Raw genomic sequence first — 16868 nt, forward strand, 5'->3', positions numbered from 1 at the left:
ATAACAAGTATGGTATAACAGAAACTACAATTTAGTCAAAAATCATGGTAAAAATCGTGGGAATTGGAGGTAGTTTGCGGTCTACTTCCTATAGTCAGCAAGCTCTAGAAATAGCAATTCAGAAAGTAGAAGCTCTCGGTGTAGAGGTGAATATATTGGATTTACGATCGCTCAATCTACCTTTTTGTAATGGTGAGGATGATTATTTAGAATATCCAGATGTAGAGCGACTCCGAGAAGCGGTTAAGCAGGCTGATGGTCTAATTTTGGCCACACCTGAATATCATGGTAGTGTTAGTGGTGTCATTAAAAATGCCCTTGACTTGATGAGTTTTGAACATTTGGATGGAAAGGTCGCAGGTTTAATTAGTGTTTTGGGAGGTCAATCAAATAGTAATGCGCTGAATCATTTACGGTTAATTCTGCGATGGGTTCATGCTTGGGTTATTCCGGAACAAATTGCGATTGGTCAAGCTTGGAATGCTTTTTCTAGTGATGGTAAATTATTGAATGAAAAAATATCGGAACGTTTTGATAAATTTGCTCAAAGTTTAGTTGAGAATACTTGTAAAATTAGAGGTTGCAGTTAGTTTTGCTTGTTAAAAACCTATTCAAATTATCTTGAATGGTACAATTAAATTGTTGACTACTACTTTGCATAACTATTGATTACTAAAAGTCTTCCTTTACAACTGTTGTGAAAAAAACTATCCTGCCAGATTAACCTTCTTTAAAAAATAAAATTTCTTCTTTCTTCCTAATTTCAAGTTATCTCTTTATATACCTAGTGAATCAACTTGCAAATAAAAATTGGACACCACTACATGACCAACTACATAAAACATTACGTCAACGAAAATTATTACCAGAAAACCAAAGAATATTAATCGCAGTATCTGGTGGTCAAGATTCCATAACTCTGACTAAATTACTGTTAGATTTACAATCAAAATGGGGTTGGTATTTAGCAATAGCTCATTGTGACCATAGATGGCGACCAGACTCAGAAGCTAATGCTAATTATGTGAAAAAATTAGCAACAAATTGGCAACTGCCATTCTTTTTAGCAGTAGCGGACCAAGTTTATCAAAGTGAAGCAGAAGCTAGAAAATGGCGTTATCAAACATTAAGTAAAATCGCTTTAGAGTCGAATTGTCCATACATCGTAACTGGCCATACAGCAAGCGATCGCGCAGAAACTCTCCTATACAATTTAATTCGTGGTAGTGGTACTGATGGACTACAAGCTTTGACTTGGCAACGTCCTCTGACAGAAAATTCCTCTTTATTACTCATACGTCCTTTATTAGAAATTACTCGTAGTCAAACAGGCGACTTTTGTCAAAAGCAAAAAATTGGTATTTGGGAAGATTCTACAAACCAAGACTTACGTTATGCTCGAAATCGTATCCGCCTCGAATTATTTCCTATGCTACGCCAGTTTAATCCTCAAGCTGAACTAGCACTGGCACAAACCGCAGAAATACTAAGCGCAGAAGTAGATTATCTTGAAAATGAGACAGAAAAGCTATTGGAGAAAGTGACAAAGATAGATACAGATATAGATAATCTGAATATTTCTGAACTTGAGTCTCAACAGGTCAAATATATTAACCGTTTAGTATTACGCGAAGTTCCTCTAGCATTACAAAGAAGAGTAATAAGACGTATTTTACAAAAAGTTTTACCTATTCATCCTAATTTCAGTCATATTGAAAAGCTAACAAATCTAATTGATGCTCCTAACCGTTCTCAAACAGACCCATTTCCTGGTGGAGCGATCGCCAAAGTCCGACATCCTTGGATTTTATTAGTGTAAAATACCTAGTGTGTTTGATCAATTAAAAATTTGACATTGAGAGTATAGTATGCTTATGGTTAAGCGTGCAGAATCAAAAAAAATCAGAGCTTCTCTAACATGACTAAACGCTATGGTTTACGGGATTACCAGTGGGAAAGGATCAAAAACCTACTACCAGGACGTGAAGGAACTGGTTGATGGCCAGCAAAAGACAATCGTCTATTTGTGGAAGCAGTTTGATATCGGTATAGAGCTGGAATTCCCTGGAGAGACTTACCAGAACGATTCGGAGATTTTCGTATTGTCCATACTCGTTTTAGTCGTTGGTGCATTTCAGGGATATGGGAAAGGGTATTTCAAACTTTAGCTGAGGATGCGGATAATGAATATGCCATGATCGACGCAACTATTATTCGTGCTCATCAACATAGTGCAGAAGCGAAAAACAGCAGCCCTGAACAGGAAGATATTGGTCATAGTCAGGGAGGATTAACCACCAAAATACATGGAGTAGTAGATGCCCTGGGTAATCCCACCCATTTTTTTTAACTACTCCTCAAACTTCAATCTTGGAAGGAGCAGATGTTTTGTGACCGATGGTAGAAGCGAAGCAGTATTGGGGGATAAAGCTTACGATGCTCAGGATCGGGTGATTATGCCTTTGACCCACAGAGGAATAGAGGTAGTGATTACCCCGAAAAAAAACCGCGCGTCAACTCCGTAACTACGATGAGATATTGTACAAAGCACGTCTTTGAATTGAAAATTTCTTTGCCAAACTCAAACAGTATCGAGCGTTGGCGGATCATAGCGGTAGCTATATCGCCACAAGGTATGATCAGCGTTCCGTAAACTTTCTGGGAGGAATTCCTACCGGTAGCCTCAGTTATTTTATTGGCATAGCGATCGCCATCGACTGATAACATACAATACCCATTTTGTCAACCTCCTTAATTGATGACACCCCCTAAGTTTAATTACGTCATTCTTACATTCTCAAACTTGTTGATCGTCAAAACTTTACTTCTGCCTTTACCTATATTATTCCAGTTGACCAATTATATTTTGAAGAACTTGCTGTAACTGCTCAACCTGTGTCCCTATACCCTGTACTTGATTTACTCCTCCTACTACTTCTTCTAGTTGCTGTCTGACTTGTTCAAGATAATCTTGCATAGGTAATAAGACTTCTTGATAAATAGCTTCATTTCCTCCTTGTGAATTTGCCTTCTGCTTTTCCTGTAAACTCAACTCTAGTTGTTCAATTTCATTTTTTTTCGCTTCTTGTTGCTGAGTCTTACTATTAATAATTTCTTCTTTTTGGGCAATATCTGTTTGTATTTGTTGAATTTCAGCTTCTAAACTTTGTAAATTCTCTGTCAGCTGCTGCCTTTGAGCATCAACCTGTGATAACGTAGGCTTTAAATCTATCTTATCATGCTGTTGTTGGCCAGAAGAATTACCCAATCTGCGCCAGAGAATCTCTTGATGCTGACTTAATATTTCTTGTCTTTCCTTAAGATTTCTTTGCGAACCCATTAAAGATTCATTTAACATTTTGTAACAGTCTTGTTCATCTGAAAGCTCTGACTCTAAGCTAATTCTGTCATATTCAGTAGCTTGATCTATTCTTCTTTGCAAAGCATCCATTTCTTGCTGCTGTAATGCTAATTCTTCTTCCTGGTCTTTAACAAAACTCATGTCTCTTTGCAAGTCTTGTTGTAAACTTTGAACCAGTTGCTCTAACTCATTAAGAGAAATTTTTTCCAGAGCTTCAACATCTACTTTGTGAGAAATACCATCATTTTCCAATGCTGTTGCTAGATGACTCAGTTGCTCATACAGTTGTGTCTGTATCTCTATTTGACTATTCAATACTTGACGATACTCTTGCTTACTTGCCAATAAAGTTTGTTGTGACCTCCATTCCGAAATCGATTCAGCTAAAGACTCCCGGTCTTGTCGCCATTCTACCCATTGATTTTGGACATGACTAACCAACCTTTCTATATCTTCCTGTTGTTCTTCGCTAGAATTAGTATTTGACAGTTCTTTCCACCTTTGTCCATGTTGCTCTATACTTTCCTGTTGAGAACTAACTATTTCTAAAGACTGACTTAACTTTTCTCCCAAAAGATTTGTCGGAGCGATCACCTCATTCAACCAAGTCAGTAAATCTCGAATATACTGAGATTGGTCTTCATCTAAAACTGCCCCTTGAGACAATTGCCCCTTATTTTGGTTAAACTCTTCTTGTTGTCTATGTAATTCTAAACGAGCGACTTCTAAATCTTCTCGGTTTTTTTCTATCTGTTTCTGAAGTTGCTGAGATGCTTCTTGAGCTTGACTAATTTCCTGACGTTGTTGCTCCAATCTATCAATTTCGGCTTGTAGTTCTTCAAGCTGTTCTTCCTTAGCTTGCAATTCCATTTCTCTACGATTCAACTCTTGGGCCTGAAAAGTTAGAGAAGCTTTCCATTGCTCAATTTCCTCCCATTGTGTTTTAGATTTTTCTTGAGAGCGAGAGAAATTTTGCAGAATTTTCACCAACTGACGGGCAGCATCTTGAATTTGCTGGACCTGCTTACTATTGTTCAAATCTACTAAAACTAATGAACCAGGAGAAAATTCCTTAGCTTCATCAGCTGGAATAACTTCTTCCCCAGGTACAGCCACCCAATTATGTTCACCACGCTGAGAGGCTAGTAGCTTCAAATCAGTTTTACCCCCACCTAGACCAAAACCACTTGGTCTTTTTTGTACTTCTGCTAAATACAGCACACTGTTATCCTCTTGAGGTTTCTATGCTAAAAGCTTGATTTTTGTAGTTTTTTATGTTAGCAGTAAAGCAAAGACCATTACTATACTGCCTTGTTGAATTTAAGAAATATTAATTTTTTTTAACTTAAGTGAGTTCTGGGATAAGTTTTACAACCATATAAATTTATCGTAGTATCCAAATAGTGCCTTACTTTAATCAATATATAATATATTTAAGTTCAGATAGTTAAGATACAATTATCTTAAGCTTATAGGCAACCCAATACTGTAGTCAATATACTTTTAACTGAATTTTTTTTTTCACAATTTAGTTTAATAGTTTAATTATGACTTATATTATAATATTATATTATTGATAATTGTATTTTTTAAATTTAATAGTCAATATTTTTATTATTTTTTGTGGCTATATAAAAAACCTAATTTAGTAATATAAATCATATCAACTATATCTTCAATTAAATTTTGCTTTGTTTAGATTCTATCTAATGTGAGGAATCAAAGTATAATTAAAGCAAGGCATATAACTCCAACTTGTCAGATTTTTAAATAATCGGTAGGTAATTTTAAGTTGGCCATGACTTACTTGAAAAATTAAGGATTATCAAAAATCATGTTCCATAATTATAAATATGTAGTTTGTTTACTTTTAAAAACAACTGTAGAATTAACATAAAGCGTAGCAATACAATAGAGATGTTAGCTAGATCTATTTTAGAAATTATAAAATTTAATAGTTCTCTGGTACTAATGCACAAATGCCTTATGATATTTAGACATCTGCGCTTGAAACATAAGTAGTCAAGTCAGAGTATAGTTTAAATTCTTTTCTCCAAGATAAAATTAACTCTCTTAGGGCATATTTTCATTGATTATAATACTTGCTTATTTTTGAAAAAATGAGAGGGTATGTTAATCTTCTCGAGATATATAAATTGTTCATCAAAAGTTATATACAAGCTGCATGCAGGGAAATTTGAGTGAAATTGATATCCGCAGCATCCTGCAACTTATAGAGTTAGGTCAGCGAACTGGTGAACTGTTTGTGGAATCTTACAGCTCACCAGTTAACAATAATGTTGCCAAACCCCAACACCACTTCCCCACAGAACCATCTTGGTTTGTATTCTTTCTCAATGGTCAAATTATCTATGCCACCCAAAGTGCGGGTAGCTTATCTCGTTTAAGAGACTATTTACGTCGCTACAAAGCAGATAAAGAGATTGACAATATTAAAGTTCCTTCTTTTGCCTCTGTTCATGCACCTGAATATGGATATTTATGGGCAATGCTTGAAAAAGGAATTCTTACACCAGCTCAGGGACGTGGAATTATACATAATATGGTTCGTGAAACTCTCTTTAATTTACTAAGTCTTCGCCGAGGATCATTTATCTTCGATCTTAGTCCAGCTCTCACACCTCAGTTAACAACCTTTGAAATCAGCTCATTGTTGGCCAAAATCATGAAGCAGATACAAGAGTGGAATCAGTTTTCTCCATATATTCAGTCTGCTGAACAGTGTCCAGTCATTTCAGATCCAGCTCAGTTACAGAAAACATTACAACCCCATATATATAATAGATTAAAAAATTGGTCAGATGGCCAGACATCCATGCAGCAAATTGCTAGATATCTAAACAGAGATGTATTAACAGTAGCTAAGGCCATTTATCCATTTGTGCAAAAAGGGATAGTGCAACTAATCGATCAAAAACCAAAGCCATTACAACCAGAAACAAGAATTCAGAAAGTGGTGTGTATTGATGATGATGTAATTATTCGGGAAAAGGTTGAATCAATTCTCAATCAGAATGGTTATAAAGCAAGTAGCTTAAGCGATCCTCTCAAAGCATTAGGTGAAGTATTTCTGATGAAGCCAGACTTAATTCTATGCGACATTGCTATGCCTGAACTAGATGGCTATGAAATTTGTGCAATGCTACGTAACTCTACAGCATTTCGCCAAACACCGATTATTATGCTCACTGGTATAGAAGGGTTTATAGACCGGGTTAAGGCCAGAATAGTTGGAGCTACGCACTACTTGACCAAGCCTTTTGGAGAAAGTGAATTACTAATGTTGGTAGAACAGTACATTGGACCAGGAATAGCCATAAACTATCAAGTTGACAAAACTTTTTCAAAATTTCAAAATACTTAATCCATAATCAGAAAATCAAAGCAATAATTTGTTCAAGATTAGAGTTAGGACAATATTTTTGACAAAAGTTACATTTAATTTGACTTTTGACTTAAAGACAAAAACAAGAAAATTTGAGACCTTATAGATATACACATATTTTATAGAAGATTGTCAAGAGGAAATATAATATCATTTGAAATACTATTGGCTACCATCTAAATTTTAGTCAGCGGGCCAAAAAGCTTGATACTGGAACTTAATACAGACAAAGTTTCTGGGTCAACTATATTGCATTAAGCTAAAGAGAATAATAATTAATTGTCCACTATTAAGTTGTCAAATTAAAGTAATAAATAGATAGTATGCAATAAAATATGTATTGAATTTATACATAACTATCATGGCTAAATATACACCGATCTAGGTAATTATTATAGCAAAAAACTCACTTATTAAGTAGATAAAACCACTTAATAAAGACCAATACTGTGATCATAAATCAGATTTACCAGAAAGTTAAATCTTGAAGCAATATAGATATTTATTGCTGGTTCTAAATCTAAATTAATTGAGCTAGGGCAAAAAGCCAATCTAGAAAATGTTAATAAATATATATGTTTTAATTATCAATAAATCCAAACCAAAGCTATCAGGTAGAAAAAAATGAGTAAAGTTCTAGTTGTAGAAGATAGCGTTACCCAAAGAGAAATGATTTCCCAACTTCTCAAAAATAGTGGATTAGCAGTTACTGTAGCTAATGATGGAGTAGAAGCTTTGGGACGACTTAAGAATACTAAACCAGATATAGTGGTACTAGATATTGTGATGCCAAGAATGAATGGCTATGAAGTTTGTCGGAGGATTAAATCCGATCCTAAAACTAAGAATATTCCAGTAGTTATGTGTTCTTCTAAGGGAGAAGAATTTGACCGTTACTGGGGCTTAAAGCAAGGTGCAGATGCTTACATTGCTAAACCATTTCAGCCCACAGAACTGGTAGGAACAGTTAAACAATTGTTAAGAAGATAGGAAATTGTTCAAAACTATGGTTGGCAATCAAGACTTTTTACCAGGCCAAGGTACGGGGATTCAAGAACTAGAAAATCCTGAAGGTGAACTTCATCTGCGATTTTATCTACCTTCAGGCAATGAGTTCGCTTTACCAGCAATGGATATTCGAGAGGTTATCTCTCAATCTCCAGAAGGTATTACAGTAATTCCAAATGTTTCTCCTTTACTTTTAGGTACGATAAATTTAAGGGGACGAGTAATTTGGGTAGCCGATCTAGGTCAATTCCTCGGAGATCAAGTCCCAATCAATGCAGATAAATCTGAGATTCCTGTCATTGCAGTAGAAGACCAAGACACTATATTAGGATTAGCAGTTGAAAGAATTGTGGAAATGGAGTGGCTTGACGAAAAGAAACTAAAAATGTCCACAAATATTGCAGATGGTATGGCTCCCTTCTTAAAAGGAGAGTGGATTTTTGATGAAAAGGGAGAACAGGTTTTAAGATTACTGGATCAAGAAGCAATTATTCGTTCGGCTCGATGGGCAGCCTAAATAAAAGTCAAAATTGGTAAGTCAACATAATTGTTTGATTGAGTTGTTTATATATGAAAATTTCTGACTGAGGCTGATTCCCAATTCCGTCAACAATAAAATTAAAAAACTAAAAAATAATAAAATTATATTGAGAGAGGGACAGCATGACATCATCCAGCACAGACTTTTTACAAGATTATCAAAAAGTAGAAGATGCCTACAGTCAGGGTAATTATGAAGAAGCAGCAGCTTTAGTTTATAACTTAATTCAGGATTATCCAGAAGACCCTAGTGCTCGTCTTCTTTGTGGTCATATATATTGTTATGGACTCCATCAATATGATGTGGCAACAGAACAATATCATTCGGTTTTAGACCTAACTGACGACCCAGATTTTATTAATTATGCTCAACAAGGTATAAGTGATAGCGAACAATTTATTACAAATAATCCCGCTGCTAGTGAATCGGAAGAATTTCTAGAAGGTATTAAGTTTGAGAAAAATCTGGATGAAGTGGCTATGGAAGAAGAGATTTATAACTCTCAAGAATCTATAGCAGACAAAGAATTATTTCTGGATGAAAACGGCCTAGAATTAGATGCAAAAGACTTGGAAAATATTACGGAAAAAGAACTATTTCTGGATGAAAATAACGATGAATTAATAACAGAAAATTTTGACTTTGATCAATTTGATAAATTAGATTTAGAAGATATAGATGATTTAGAACTGACAGATGAAGAAAATAACCCTTTTAGCACAAATGGTAATCCTAGTAATGGAAAAGATGAATATTTAGAAGATATAGATGATTTTACAAAATATGGAGAACCTTTTGGTAAAAATGACCAAAAACCAGAATATCAGTTACCTATAGAAAATAATAAAGATACCAAAAATTTGCTAAATGATGCTGTTTTAAATAGTAGTGATAGCCGAGAAAATATATCTGAAAAAATTTCAGACTTTAGTTTGAATGAAGACTTAGATGAAATTTGGAACAAGCAGCAAGAAGAAGTAGCAGAAGATGACAGAACAAAGTATGAAGATATAAAAAATAATTCAGATGTAGAAATAGACCATCGAATAGAAGACTTAGACTTAGATGAACTTAATGATGATTTTGAGAACGTAATAGATGAAATTTTAGATAGTTCAGAAGGGATGATTACTGGACAAACAAATAACATAAAAAGCAGTAATTCTCATTTACGAATAACTCCAGAAACGGAAGATAAAAACCATAACCGTAATTTTTCAAGTTTAGATCAAGCTACTTTGTTGACGGGAAATAATAATAGTTTCGGATGGGAAGAAACTGAAGATATTAGTGAAATAAGTGGAATAAGTGAAATAAGTGATGGAATAGATGAATTAGAAGACGGATTATATAATCAATGGAATAATATAAAAGATGTAGGTACAGGATCAACAGAAAAACTGGATAGTTTTGAGATCAATGAATTTGATGAAGCAGCATTCAGCGAAGCTTTTGATATAGATGAAGAAGGAAATACTAAAGGCAGAAAAGCAAATGGTTTTCTAGAAGATGATGAATTTGGTGATTTTGAAGAGTATGGGTCTCTAACTGATGAGATGGAAATGCCGACCGATATGACAGCTCCCGATATGAGTACTGCAGCATCTAATATAGAAGCAATGGACACAGGAATGGTTGTAGGTGCTACAACAGGAGCCTTGTTTGACAACAGAACTGATCCTAGCGCAATTGATAATGAAGAAACTATCCCCATAGATAATCAACTTCCAACTTTTAGTAAAATCAAAGGAGAGGCAGTAGATACAAGTGTAATGGTTGAACAAGGTGGGTTGGCATTCTGGGAAAATGCTTCCCTATCTACAAAACAACTATACACAGCCATAGGAACAGGATTAGTATCCTTAATTGCAGTAGCTCTTGTCAGTAATGTTGTTTCCTACAGAGCGTATCAAGAGCAAAAAACAGAAGTAATTTCTTATTTGCGTGGTACTGGTTGGATTATGACAGGTATCGCAGGAATCAGTAGCTTTTTAACTGCTTATGGTCTTGGTAGTCTCACAACAAAGCAAATAGAAAGAGCTAACAAAGATTTACATACTCAATTCGATATTATTGCTGACGGGAACTTAAAAGCTAGAGCAACGGTTTATTCAGAAGATGAATTTGGTAAACTTGCTGCCAAGTTTAACCATATGGCTAAGGTTATTCAGGCAACTTACACTGATGCTCAAAGGAAGGCAGAAGAAAATGAACAAGCCAAAGAAGATTTACAAAGGCAGGTGATTCGTTTACTGGATGATGTGGAAGGGGCAGCTCGTGGAGATTTAACTGTTAGTGCAGAAGTTACAGCTGATGTGTTGGGAGCAGTAGCAGATTCGTTTAATTTAACAATTCAAAATTTGCGGGAAATTGTACATCAGGTAAAAGAAGCTGCTCAGAAGGTGAGTAGGGGTTCTATGGATAGTGCGACTTTTGCTCAGGGTTTGTCTACGGATGCTTTGCGACAAGCAGAAGAGTTGGCAGCGACTCTACAGTCTGTGCAAGTAATGACCGATGCTATTCAAAGGGTGGCTGAAAATGCTCGTGAAACTGAAGATGTAGCAAGGTCGGCAGCAGCTTTAGCTTTGAAAGGAGGGGAAACAGTAGACCGTACTGTAGCTGGTATTTTGCAAATCAGAGAAGGTGTGGCAGATGCAACTCGAAGAGTTAAGCGTTTATCAGAGTTTACCCAGGAAATCTCTAAGATTGTAGGTTCAATTTCTAGTATTGCCTCTCGCACAAATCTGTTGGCATTGAATGCCAGTATTGAAGCAGCTAGAGCAGGAGAAGCAGGGAAAGGATTTGCAGTAGTAGCAGATGAAGTCCGACAGTTAGCGGATAAGTCAGCTAAGGAATCTAAGAACATCGAACATACAGTGATGCAAATCCAAACTGAAACAGGAGGGGTGATGACTGGAATGGAAGAAGCAACTCAGCACGTTATTAAAGGAACGGAGTTGGCAGAAGAAGCAAAGCAGTCTCTGGAAGATATTGTTCAAGTTACAACCAGAATTGATGTGTTAGTACGTTCTATCGCTGCAGATACTGTAGAACAAAATGAAGTAGCTCAATCAGTATCAAAGGTTATGCAGGCAGTAGAATTGACTGCTCAAGAAACTTCTCAAGAATCTCAACGAGTTTATAGCTCCCTACAAAATTTAGTGGGTGTTGCTCGAGATTTATTGACTTCAGTAGAGCGTTTCCGAGTAGATCCAGCAGAGCAATAAAGTCAAAATATTAATGAACGTATGTGAACAAATAAATTATCAGCATATTTTTCAATCGATGCAAAACAAAAGTTAGTAGTTGAAAAAATATCCCGTTGAATCCAGAGCTATAAAAAATATGCAAACAGAACAAACACAAAAAATTATGGGCTATTTTATTGAGGAGGCCAAAGACCACTTCAATACTATAGAACATGGAATATTAAACTTACCAAATACTATAGCAGATCAAGAACTATTAAGCGAATTATTTAGAGCAGCTCATTCTCTTAAAGGTGGGGCTGCTATGTTAGGAATTAATAGTGTACGAAATATTGCTCATAGATTAGAAGATAGCTTTAAAATCCTCAGAGAAACTTCCATTGAAGTAGATAATAAATTAGAATCTTTATTTTTAAGTGTTTTAGATACTTTACAAGAGTTATTAGAACAACTTTCCAACTCTGGTTTAACAGAAAAGGAAGAAAAAACTAAACTAGAGAAATTAGAACCACTATTTCAAGAGTTAGAAGAACACCTAGATGATTTAGCAGGAGAAACTCAGGGAATAATTGTAGGAAAAATTCCAGAATTAAGTGATGATAAACAAAGTTTTTTCATGGCAGAAGTATCAGAAAAAATGCGAGAAATGTTGCTTTTATTCAAGCAACATGATGATGCCAGTACAAGGAATAAATTGAAAAATATATGTGATTTTTTAGCAGCTCAGGGCAGACAAGAAAATGTGTCATCAAATTGGTTAGAATTAATAGAGGCGATCAAAAAAGCGATCGCTAATACCGAAAATACATACTATACTCTTGCTCATAACATAATTAAAAATTTGAAACAAGCTCAAGAATTAATTATAGATAATCGAGAGCAAGAAATAGTGATAGATGAAAATTTAAAAATTTTAACGAAAAACGCAGAATATCTAAACAAAAATATAGGTGAAATAGATATGTTAAATGAAATAAACAATCAACAAAACCAAACTAACATTAATGAGGGAATAAACAACAAAAATGATATATTAACTAAAAAAAGAGAGTCTATAAATGACTGGTTTAATAGCTTAGAAGCTACGGATATAGATAATAATAACTATGACTTAATAGGAGATAAACAAGAATTAAGGCAAGGACCAGAAGTTGGAGTAACAGAACTAAATAGTTTAGCAGATTTATTTGAAGGAGAAACACCAGAACTAGATTATAGTTGGGAAGAAGAAGAAATACTAGATAAAGGTAATCTGGAAGCAGGGGAGTTACAAATATCTGAAATTGAGAGCGATGATTCTGGTGATTTGTCTGACTTATTATTTGATGTTAATGAAGTTGTACAATCATCCAAAATTAAAAATCACAATGCATTTAAATTTTTAACTCCAGTAGACGAAGATTTGTCAGATTTGTTTAATAACAGTAAAGAAAATACACTACAAAATAAGAGTAATGTTAACAAGCAAAATACTAACTTACAAATAGATAATAGTCAAGCAAAACATACAGAAGATTTGGATGACCTATTCAATGCTATAAATCAGGGAGATTTAGCAGAGTTAGAAAATATCAAAAACCATGAAAATGACTGGGACTTACAAGTTAATTTACCAAAAAATAATCCGCAAAAAAATATCAAATCAATCCCTAAAAATATCAACCCAAAATATGAGGTAGATGAAGACTTTAGTGATTTATTGGCAATCCAAGATGAAGGAAAAAAAATTAAAAATGATGTAAAAGTAGAAAATAATCAAAGCCAAATTCAAACTCAAAATGATTTAAACTCAAAAGTAGCCGATTTAGAAGCACTGTTTGAAGATTTAGACACAGTAAATGAACAACAAGAAAATCAAATAGAATCAGATGATTTGACATCCAGTTTTTCTCAACTATTTGATCGAGAAGATGTAGATTTGTCAGACTCACAAAAATCAATCAATGTGGAGCAGGTAAACTGGGAAGATGATAACAATGATTTAAATAGTTTATTCGACGATCCAAACCTAGATTTTATTAACTTAGATTCTAATGAATCATTAGAGAATTTAATAGAAAGCAATAATGAACCTCAAGAAAATTCAGAACTTTCAGTAAATCTAGAAGATTTGTGGCCTACGGTGGAAAACCCTGAAACTGTAGATGATGCAGACTTAAATCAGTTGTTAGATGATGTAGTGAGTGAAACAACTTCTATAGAGTCAGAAAAAAATCAACAATTAACAGCTAAAAATCAAATAGAATCAGAAGAATATGAATTTATTGAATTAGAAGCAATACTAAATGGAGAAAAATTACATAATTATAATATTTTTGTACAACTAGAAAAACTATTAAATGCTACAGAAATTAATTCAAAGCTCACATCAAATACAGCCGTTGTAGAAAATACTCCTGCCCATGAAACTGCCAGTATAACAACAAAACTACCAGAAGAAGATCCGTTTAGTGACTTAGATAAATTATTAGAAACTCCTAGTATAGATACTTATAAATCTAGTGGAGCTTCTACTACTAATACTCCTCGCCGAAATAGACGCCCTCCAGAACAAACAGTCAAAGTACCTGCAAAGCAACTAGATAATCTCAGTAACTTAGTAGGTGAATTAGTAGTCAATCGTAATAGTTTAGAACAAGGTCAAGAACGAATGCGCCAGTTTCTAGATAACCTGCTCCATCAGGTAATGCTACTCAGTGATGCTGGACAACGAATGCACGACTTATATGAAAAAACACTTTTAGAAAGAGCAATTTGGGACAGTCGTCAAGGACATCATTCTACTACTTCAGTGCCCGAAAGTACGGTGGCAAAAGTAGCAGAAAAAGGGTTTAAAGACTCTCTCGACCTTGACCGGGTAGAAAATTTCACTCCTTTCCATTTATTAGCTCAGGAAACCATAGAATATATTGTCCGAGTACGAGAGTCCTCTTCTGATATCGAATTTCTGGTTGATGACGCAGAACAAGTAACCCGTCAGCTACGACAAGTGACAACTCAATTGCAAGAAGGGTTAACTAGGTCGAGGATGATACCCTTTTCTCAGACGGTACAACTATTACCTCGTGCTGTAAGAGACATTTCGATGGAATGTGGCAAAGAGGTGGATTTACAGGTAGAAGGGAAAGAAACCTTGATTGATAAAATGATTCAGGATAAGCTTTCTGACCCAATGAAACATCTAATTAATAACGCCATAACTCATGGAGTTGAAACGCCTCAACAACGTCTAGCAGCAGGTAAGTCTCGTCAAGGTAAAATCACAATTCGTGCTTTTCACCAAGGTAATCAAACGGTGATTTCGGTGGCAGATGATGGAGCGGGAATTAATCCCGAAAAAGTCAAGAAGAAAGCGATCGAAAAAGGTGTAATTACTCAACAACAAGCTCAGGGGATGTCTAACATTGATGTTTATGATTTGCTCTTTCATCCGGGTTTTAGTACAAAAGATAAGGCTGATAATTTTTCAGGTCGTGGGGTAGGGTTAGATGTAGTGAAAACTAATTTAACTGAAATTCGAGGTACTATTTCTATTGACTCGACCATTGGTAAGGGTACAATGTTTACAATTCGCTTACCTCTGACTTTGAGTATCTCGAAAGCATTATGTTGTATTAGCGATCGCTCCTGGATTGCTTTTCCTATGGATGGGGTAGAAGATATGATTAAAGTGTCTAAGGAGGATGTAAAAATAGGAGAAAACGAGGAAAACTATATAGAATGGCGTGGCTCAAAGCTGCCTTTCCGTCACTTACGAGAGTTACTGGTTTATAATCGTCATCTCCGTCGCGGTAATGTATATGGTATGAATGCTGAGGAAGATATGATTTCAATTGTTGTTTTGCGCTCTGCTTCTGCTGGCATATTTTTGGCGGTGCAAGTCGATCAAGTTTTAGAACAACAGAAGGAAATTGTAATTAAACAACTAGAGGGTCCTATACCTAAACCTGTAGGTATTGCTGGAGCAACAGTTTTAGGGGATGGTAATATTGTCGCGATCGCAGATGTCATTGAATTAATTAACCTCGCAACAGGAAGACTACGGCGAGATGAGGGTAATATGTGGTCATCTAGCGAAGAAGATGAGGCATCTTTGCCTATGCACCAAAAGAGTGAGTTAACAGTATTAATTGTTGATGACTCAATTACAGTCCGTGAATTGTTATCAATGACATTTAGTAAAGCTGGTTACCGAGTTGAGCAGGCAAGGGATGGTAAGGATGCCTGGGAAAAAATGCGTGCAGGTTTACCGTGTGATTTGGTATTCTGTGATATTGAAATGCCTCGGATGGATGGCTTCGAGTTATTATCTCGGATGCAAAAAGATTCTCATTTGAATACTTTACCTGTGGCGATGTTGACATCTCGTGGTGCAAAAAAACACATGGAAATGGCATTTGAGTTGGGTGCAAAGGGTTACTTTACCAAACCATATATCGAAGATAAGCTATTAGAAGGGGCGATTAGTATACTAGAAGGTAAAGCTGTTGGAGATATATTTAGCGGTGGTGGTCATTGATTTTAACATGAGGGGCAACAGTTCATTAATTGATAATGGATAATGGATAATTGATAATTACCTCGGGTTTTAACCGCTACGGAATTGAATATCAGGAGATATTATTTCTTTTCTTGGCGTTGCACAGTGACGAATGATTCTAGATTTTGGATGCCTGAATTTGGAATTGGGGAATTACTAAAATGATTAGTTAATGGTTTTTTTAGTCAAAGTCCGAGCCAATTTTTTGCAGCATCATTCCATAATGTGCAACCCCCTTTTCTTGGTCGATTGGATATGGTGAGGAGACCTCGCCATCCCATCCTAACGGACTGCTCCGCAAACGACCGCTTTTTTCCCCTATCCAAGGGGAGGCTTCAAGGCGCGAATTATTTAATTATTAATTATTAATTATTAATTATTAATTATTCGGTAACAGGCAACAGGCAACAGGCAACAGCTCATCTGGGGACACACCCCTAACCCTTCCCAGGAGGGGAAGATCGAGAAAGATTTGGCAATGGCGCATCGGTTGGAACATTTTTTTGATACTGAACCCAAGCGAATTTGATATAATATCAAATCTGTTGGTTTCGGAGTAATATAATTCCGTTGATCATTATAGAACCCCCGATCGTATCTTCATAAATTTAGCAAGGAGACAGGAGATAGGAGACAGGAGACAGGAGACAGGAGACAGGAGACAGGAGACAGGAGGTAATATCATGTTCGGATGATCACTTATAATAAAGCCAGAATCATTACAGTAGAAGTCTTCAAATTTTATGGCCCAAAAGATGGCGATCGCCAACTACCTCTATGTTCTGACGATCGCTTATAACTGA

At 35.5% G+C, this 16868-nt stretch carries 8 protein-coding genes and 1 pseudogene; 8 read left to right on the forward strand and 1 reads right to left on the reverse strand.

All coding sequences use genetic code 11. The features are described from left to right. Nucleotides 1-44 precede the first annotated feature (44 nt). From F6K23_RS32920 to F6K23_RS32930, 3 genes and pseudogenes are all read left to right on the forward strand, one after another. Complete coding sequence (locus tag F6K23_RS32920) at nt 45-590, forward strand: NADPH-dependent FMN reductase (protein ID WP_293164104.1); 546 nt, start codon at nt 45-47, stop codon at nt 588-590. 197 nt (nt 591-787) lie between these two features. After that, a complete protein-coding gene (gene tilS, locus F6K23_RS32925; protein WP_293164105.1) occupies nt 788-1819 on the forward strand; it encodes a tRNA lysidine(34) synthetase TilS in 1032 nt (343 codons plus the stop codon). A 99-nt stretch (nt 1820-1918) separates the two neighbouring features. Beyond that, nucleotides 1919-2721: pseudogene (locus F6K23_RS32930) on the forward strand (IS5 family transposase). 121 nt (nt 2722-2842) lie between these two features. Here the strand turns inward: F6K23_RS32930 and hmpF are convergent. Next, nucleotides 2843-4582, reverse strand: coding sequence for a pilus motility taxis protein HmpF (gene hmpF, locus F6K23_RS32935; protein WP_293164106.1), 1740 nt, complete (start codon nt 4580-4582; stop codon nt 2843-2845). 964 nt (nt 4583-5546) lie between these two features. Here hmpF and F6K23_RS32940 point away from each other — a divergent pair. The 5 genes from F6K23_RS32940 to F6K23_RS32960 all read left to right on the forward strand — a co-directional run bounded on the left by F6K23_RS32940 (nt 5547) and on the right by F6K23_RS32960 (nt 16044). Then, entirely contained in the window at nt 5547-6746 is a 1200-nt protein-coding gene (locus F6K23_RS32940; protein WP_293164108.1) for a response regulator, read from the forward strand. Between the two features lie 645 nt (nt 6747-7391). After that, nucleotides 7392-7757: a response regulator transcription factor gene (locus tag F6K23_RS32945; protein WP_124143464.1), complete on the forward strand. Its 366-nt coding sequence runs from the start codon at nt 7392-7394 to the stop codon at nt 7755-7757. Between the two features lie 16 nt (nt 7758-7773). Next, the gene (locus tag F6K23_RS32950) at nt 7774-8292 is read left to right on the forward strand and encodes a chemotaxis protein CheW (RefSeq protein ID WP_293164110.1); all 519 of its coding nucleotides are present in this window, start codon (nt 7774-7776) and stop codon (nt 8290-8292) included. A 146-nt stretch (nt 8293-8438) separates the two neighbouring features. Further along, nucleotides 8439-11543: a methyl-accepting chemotaxis protein gene (locus F6K23_RS32955; RefSeq protein WP_293164111.1), complete on the forward strand. Its 3105-nt coding sequence runs from the start codon at nt 8439-8441 to the stop codon at nt 11541-11543. A 118-nt stretch (nt 11544-11661) separates the two neighbouring features. Continuing rightward, nucleotides 11662-16044: a response regulator gene (locus F6K23_RS32960; protein WP_293164113.1), complete on the forward strand. Its 4383-nt coding sequence runs from the start codon at nt 11662-11664 to the stop codon at nt 16042-16044. Nucleotides 16045-16868: the final 824 nt, after the last annotated feature.

Origin of the sequence: Okeania sp. SIO2C9 (assembly GCF_010672455.1) — a bacterium.
GTDB lineage: Bacteria > Cyanobacteriota > Cyanobacteriia > Cyanobacteriales > Microcoleaceae > Okeania.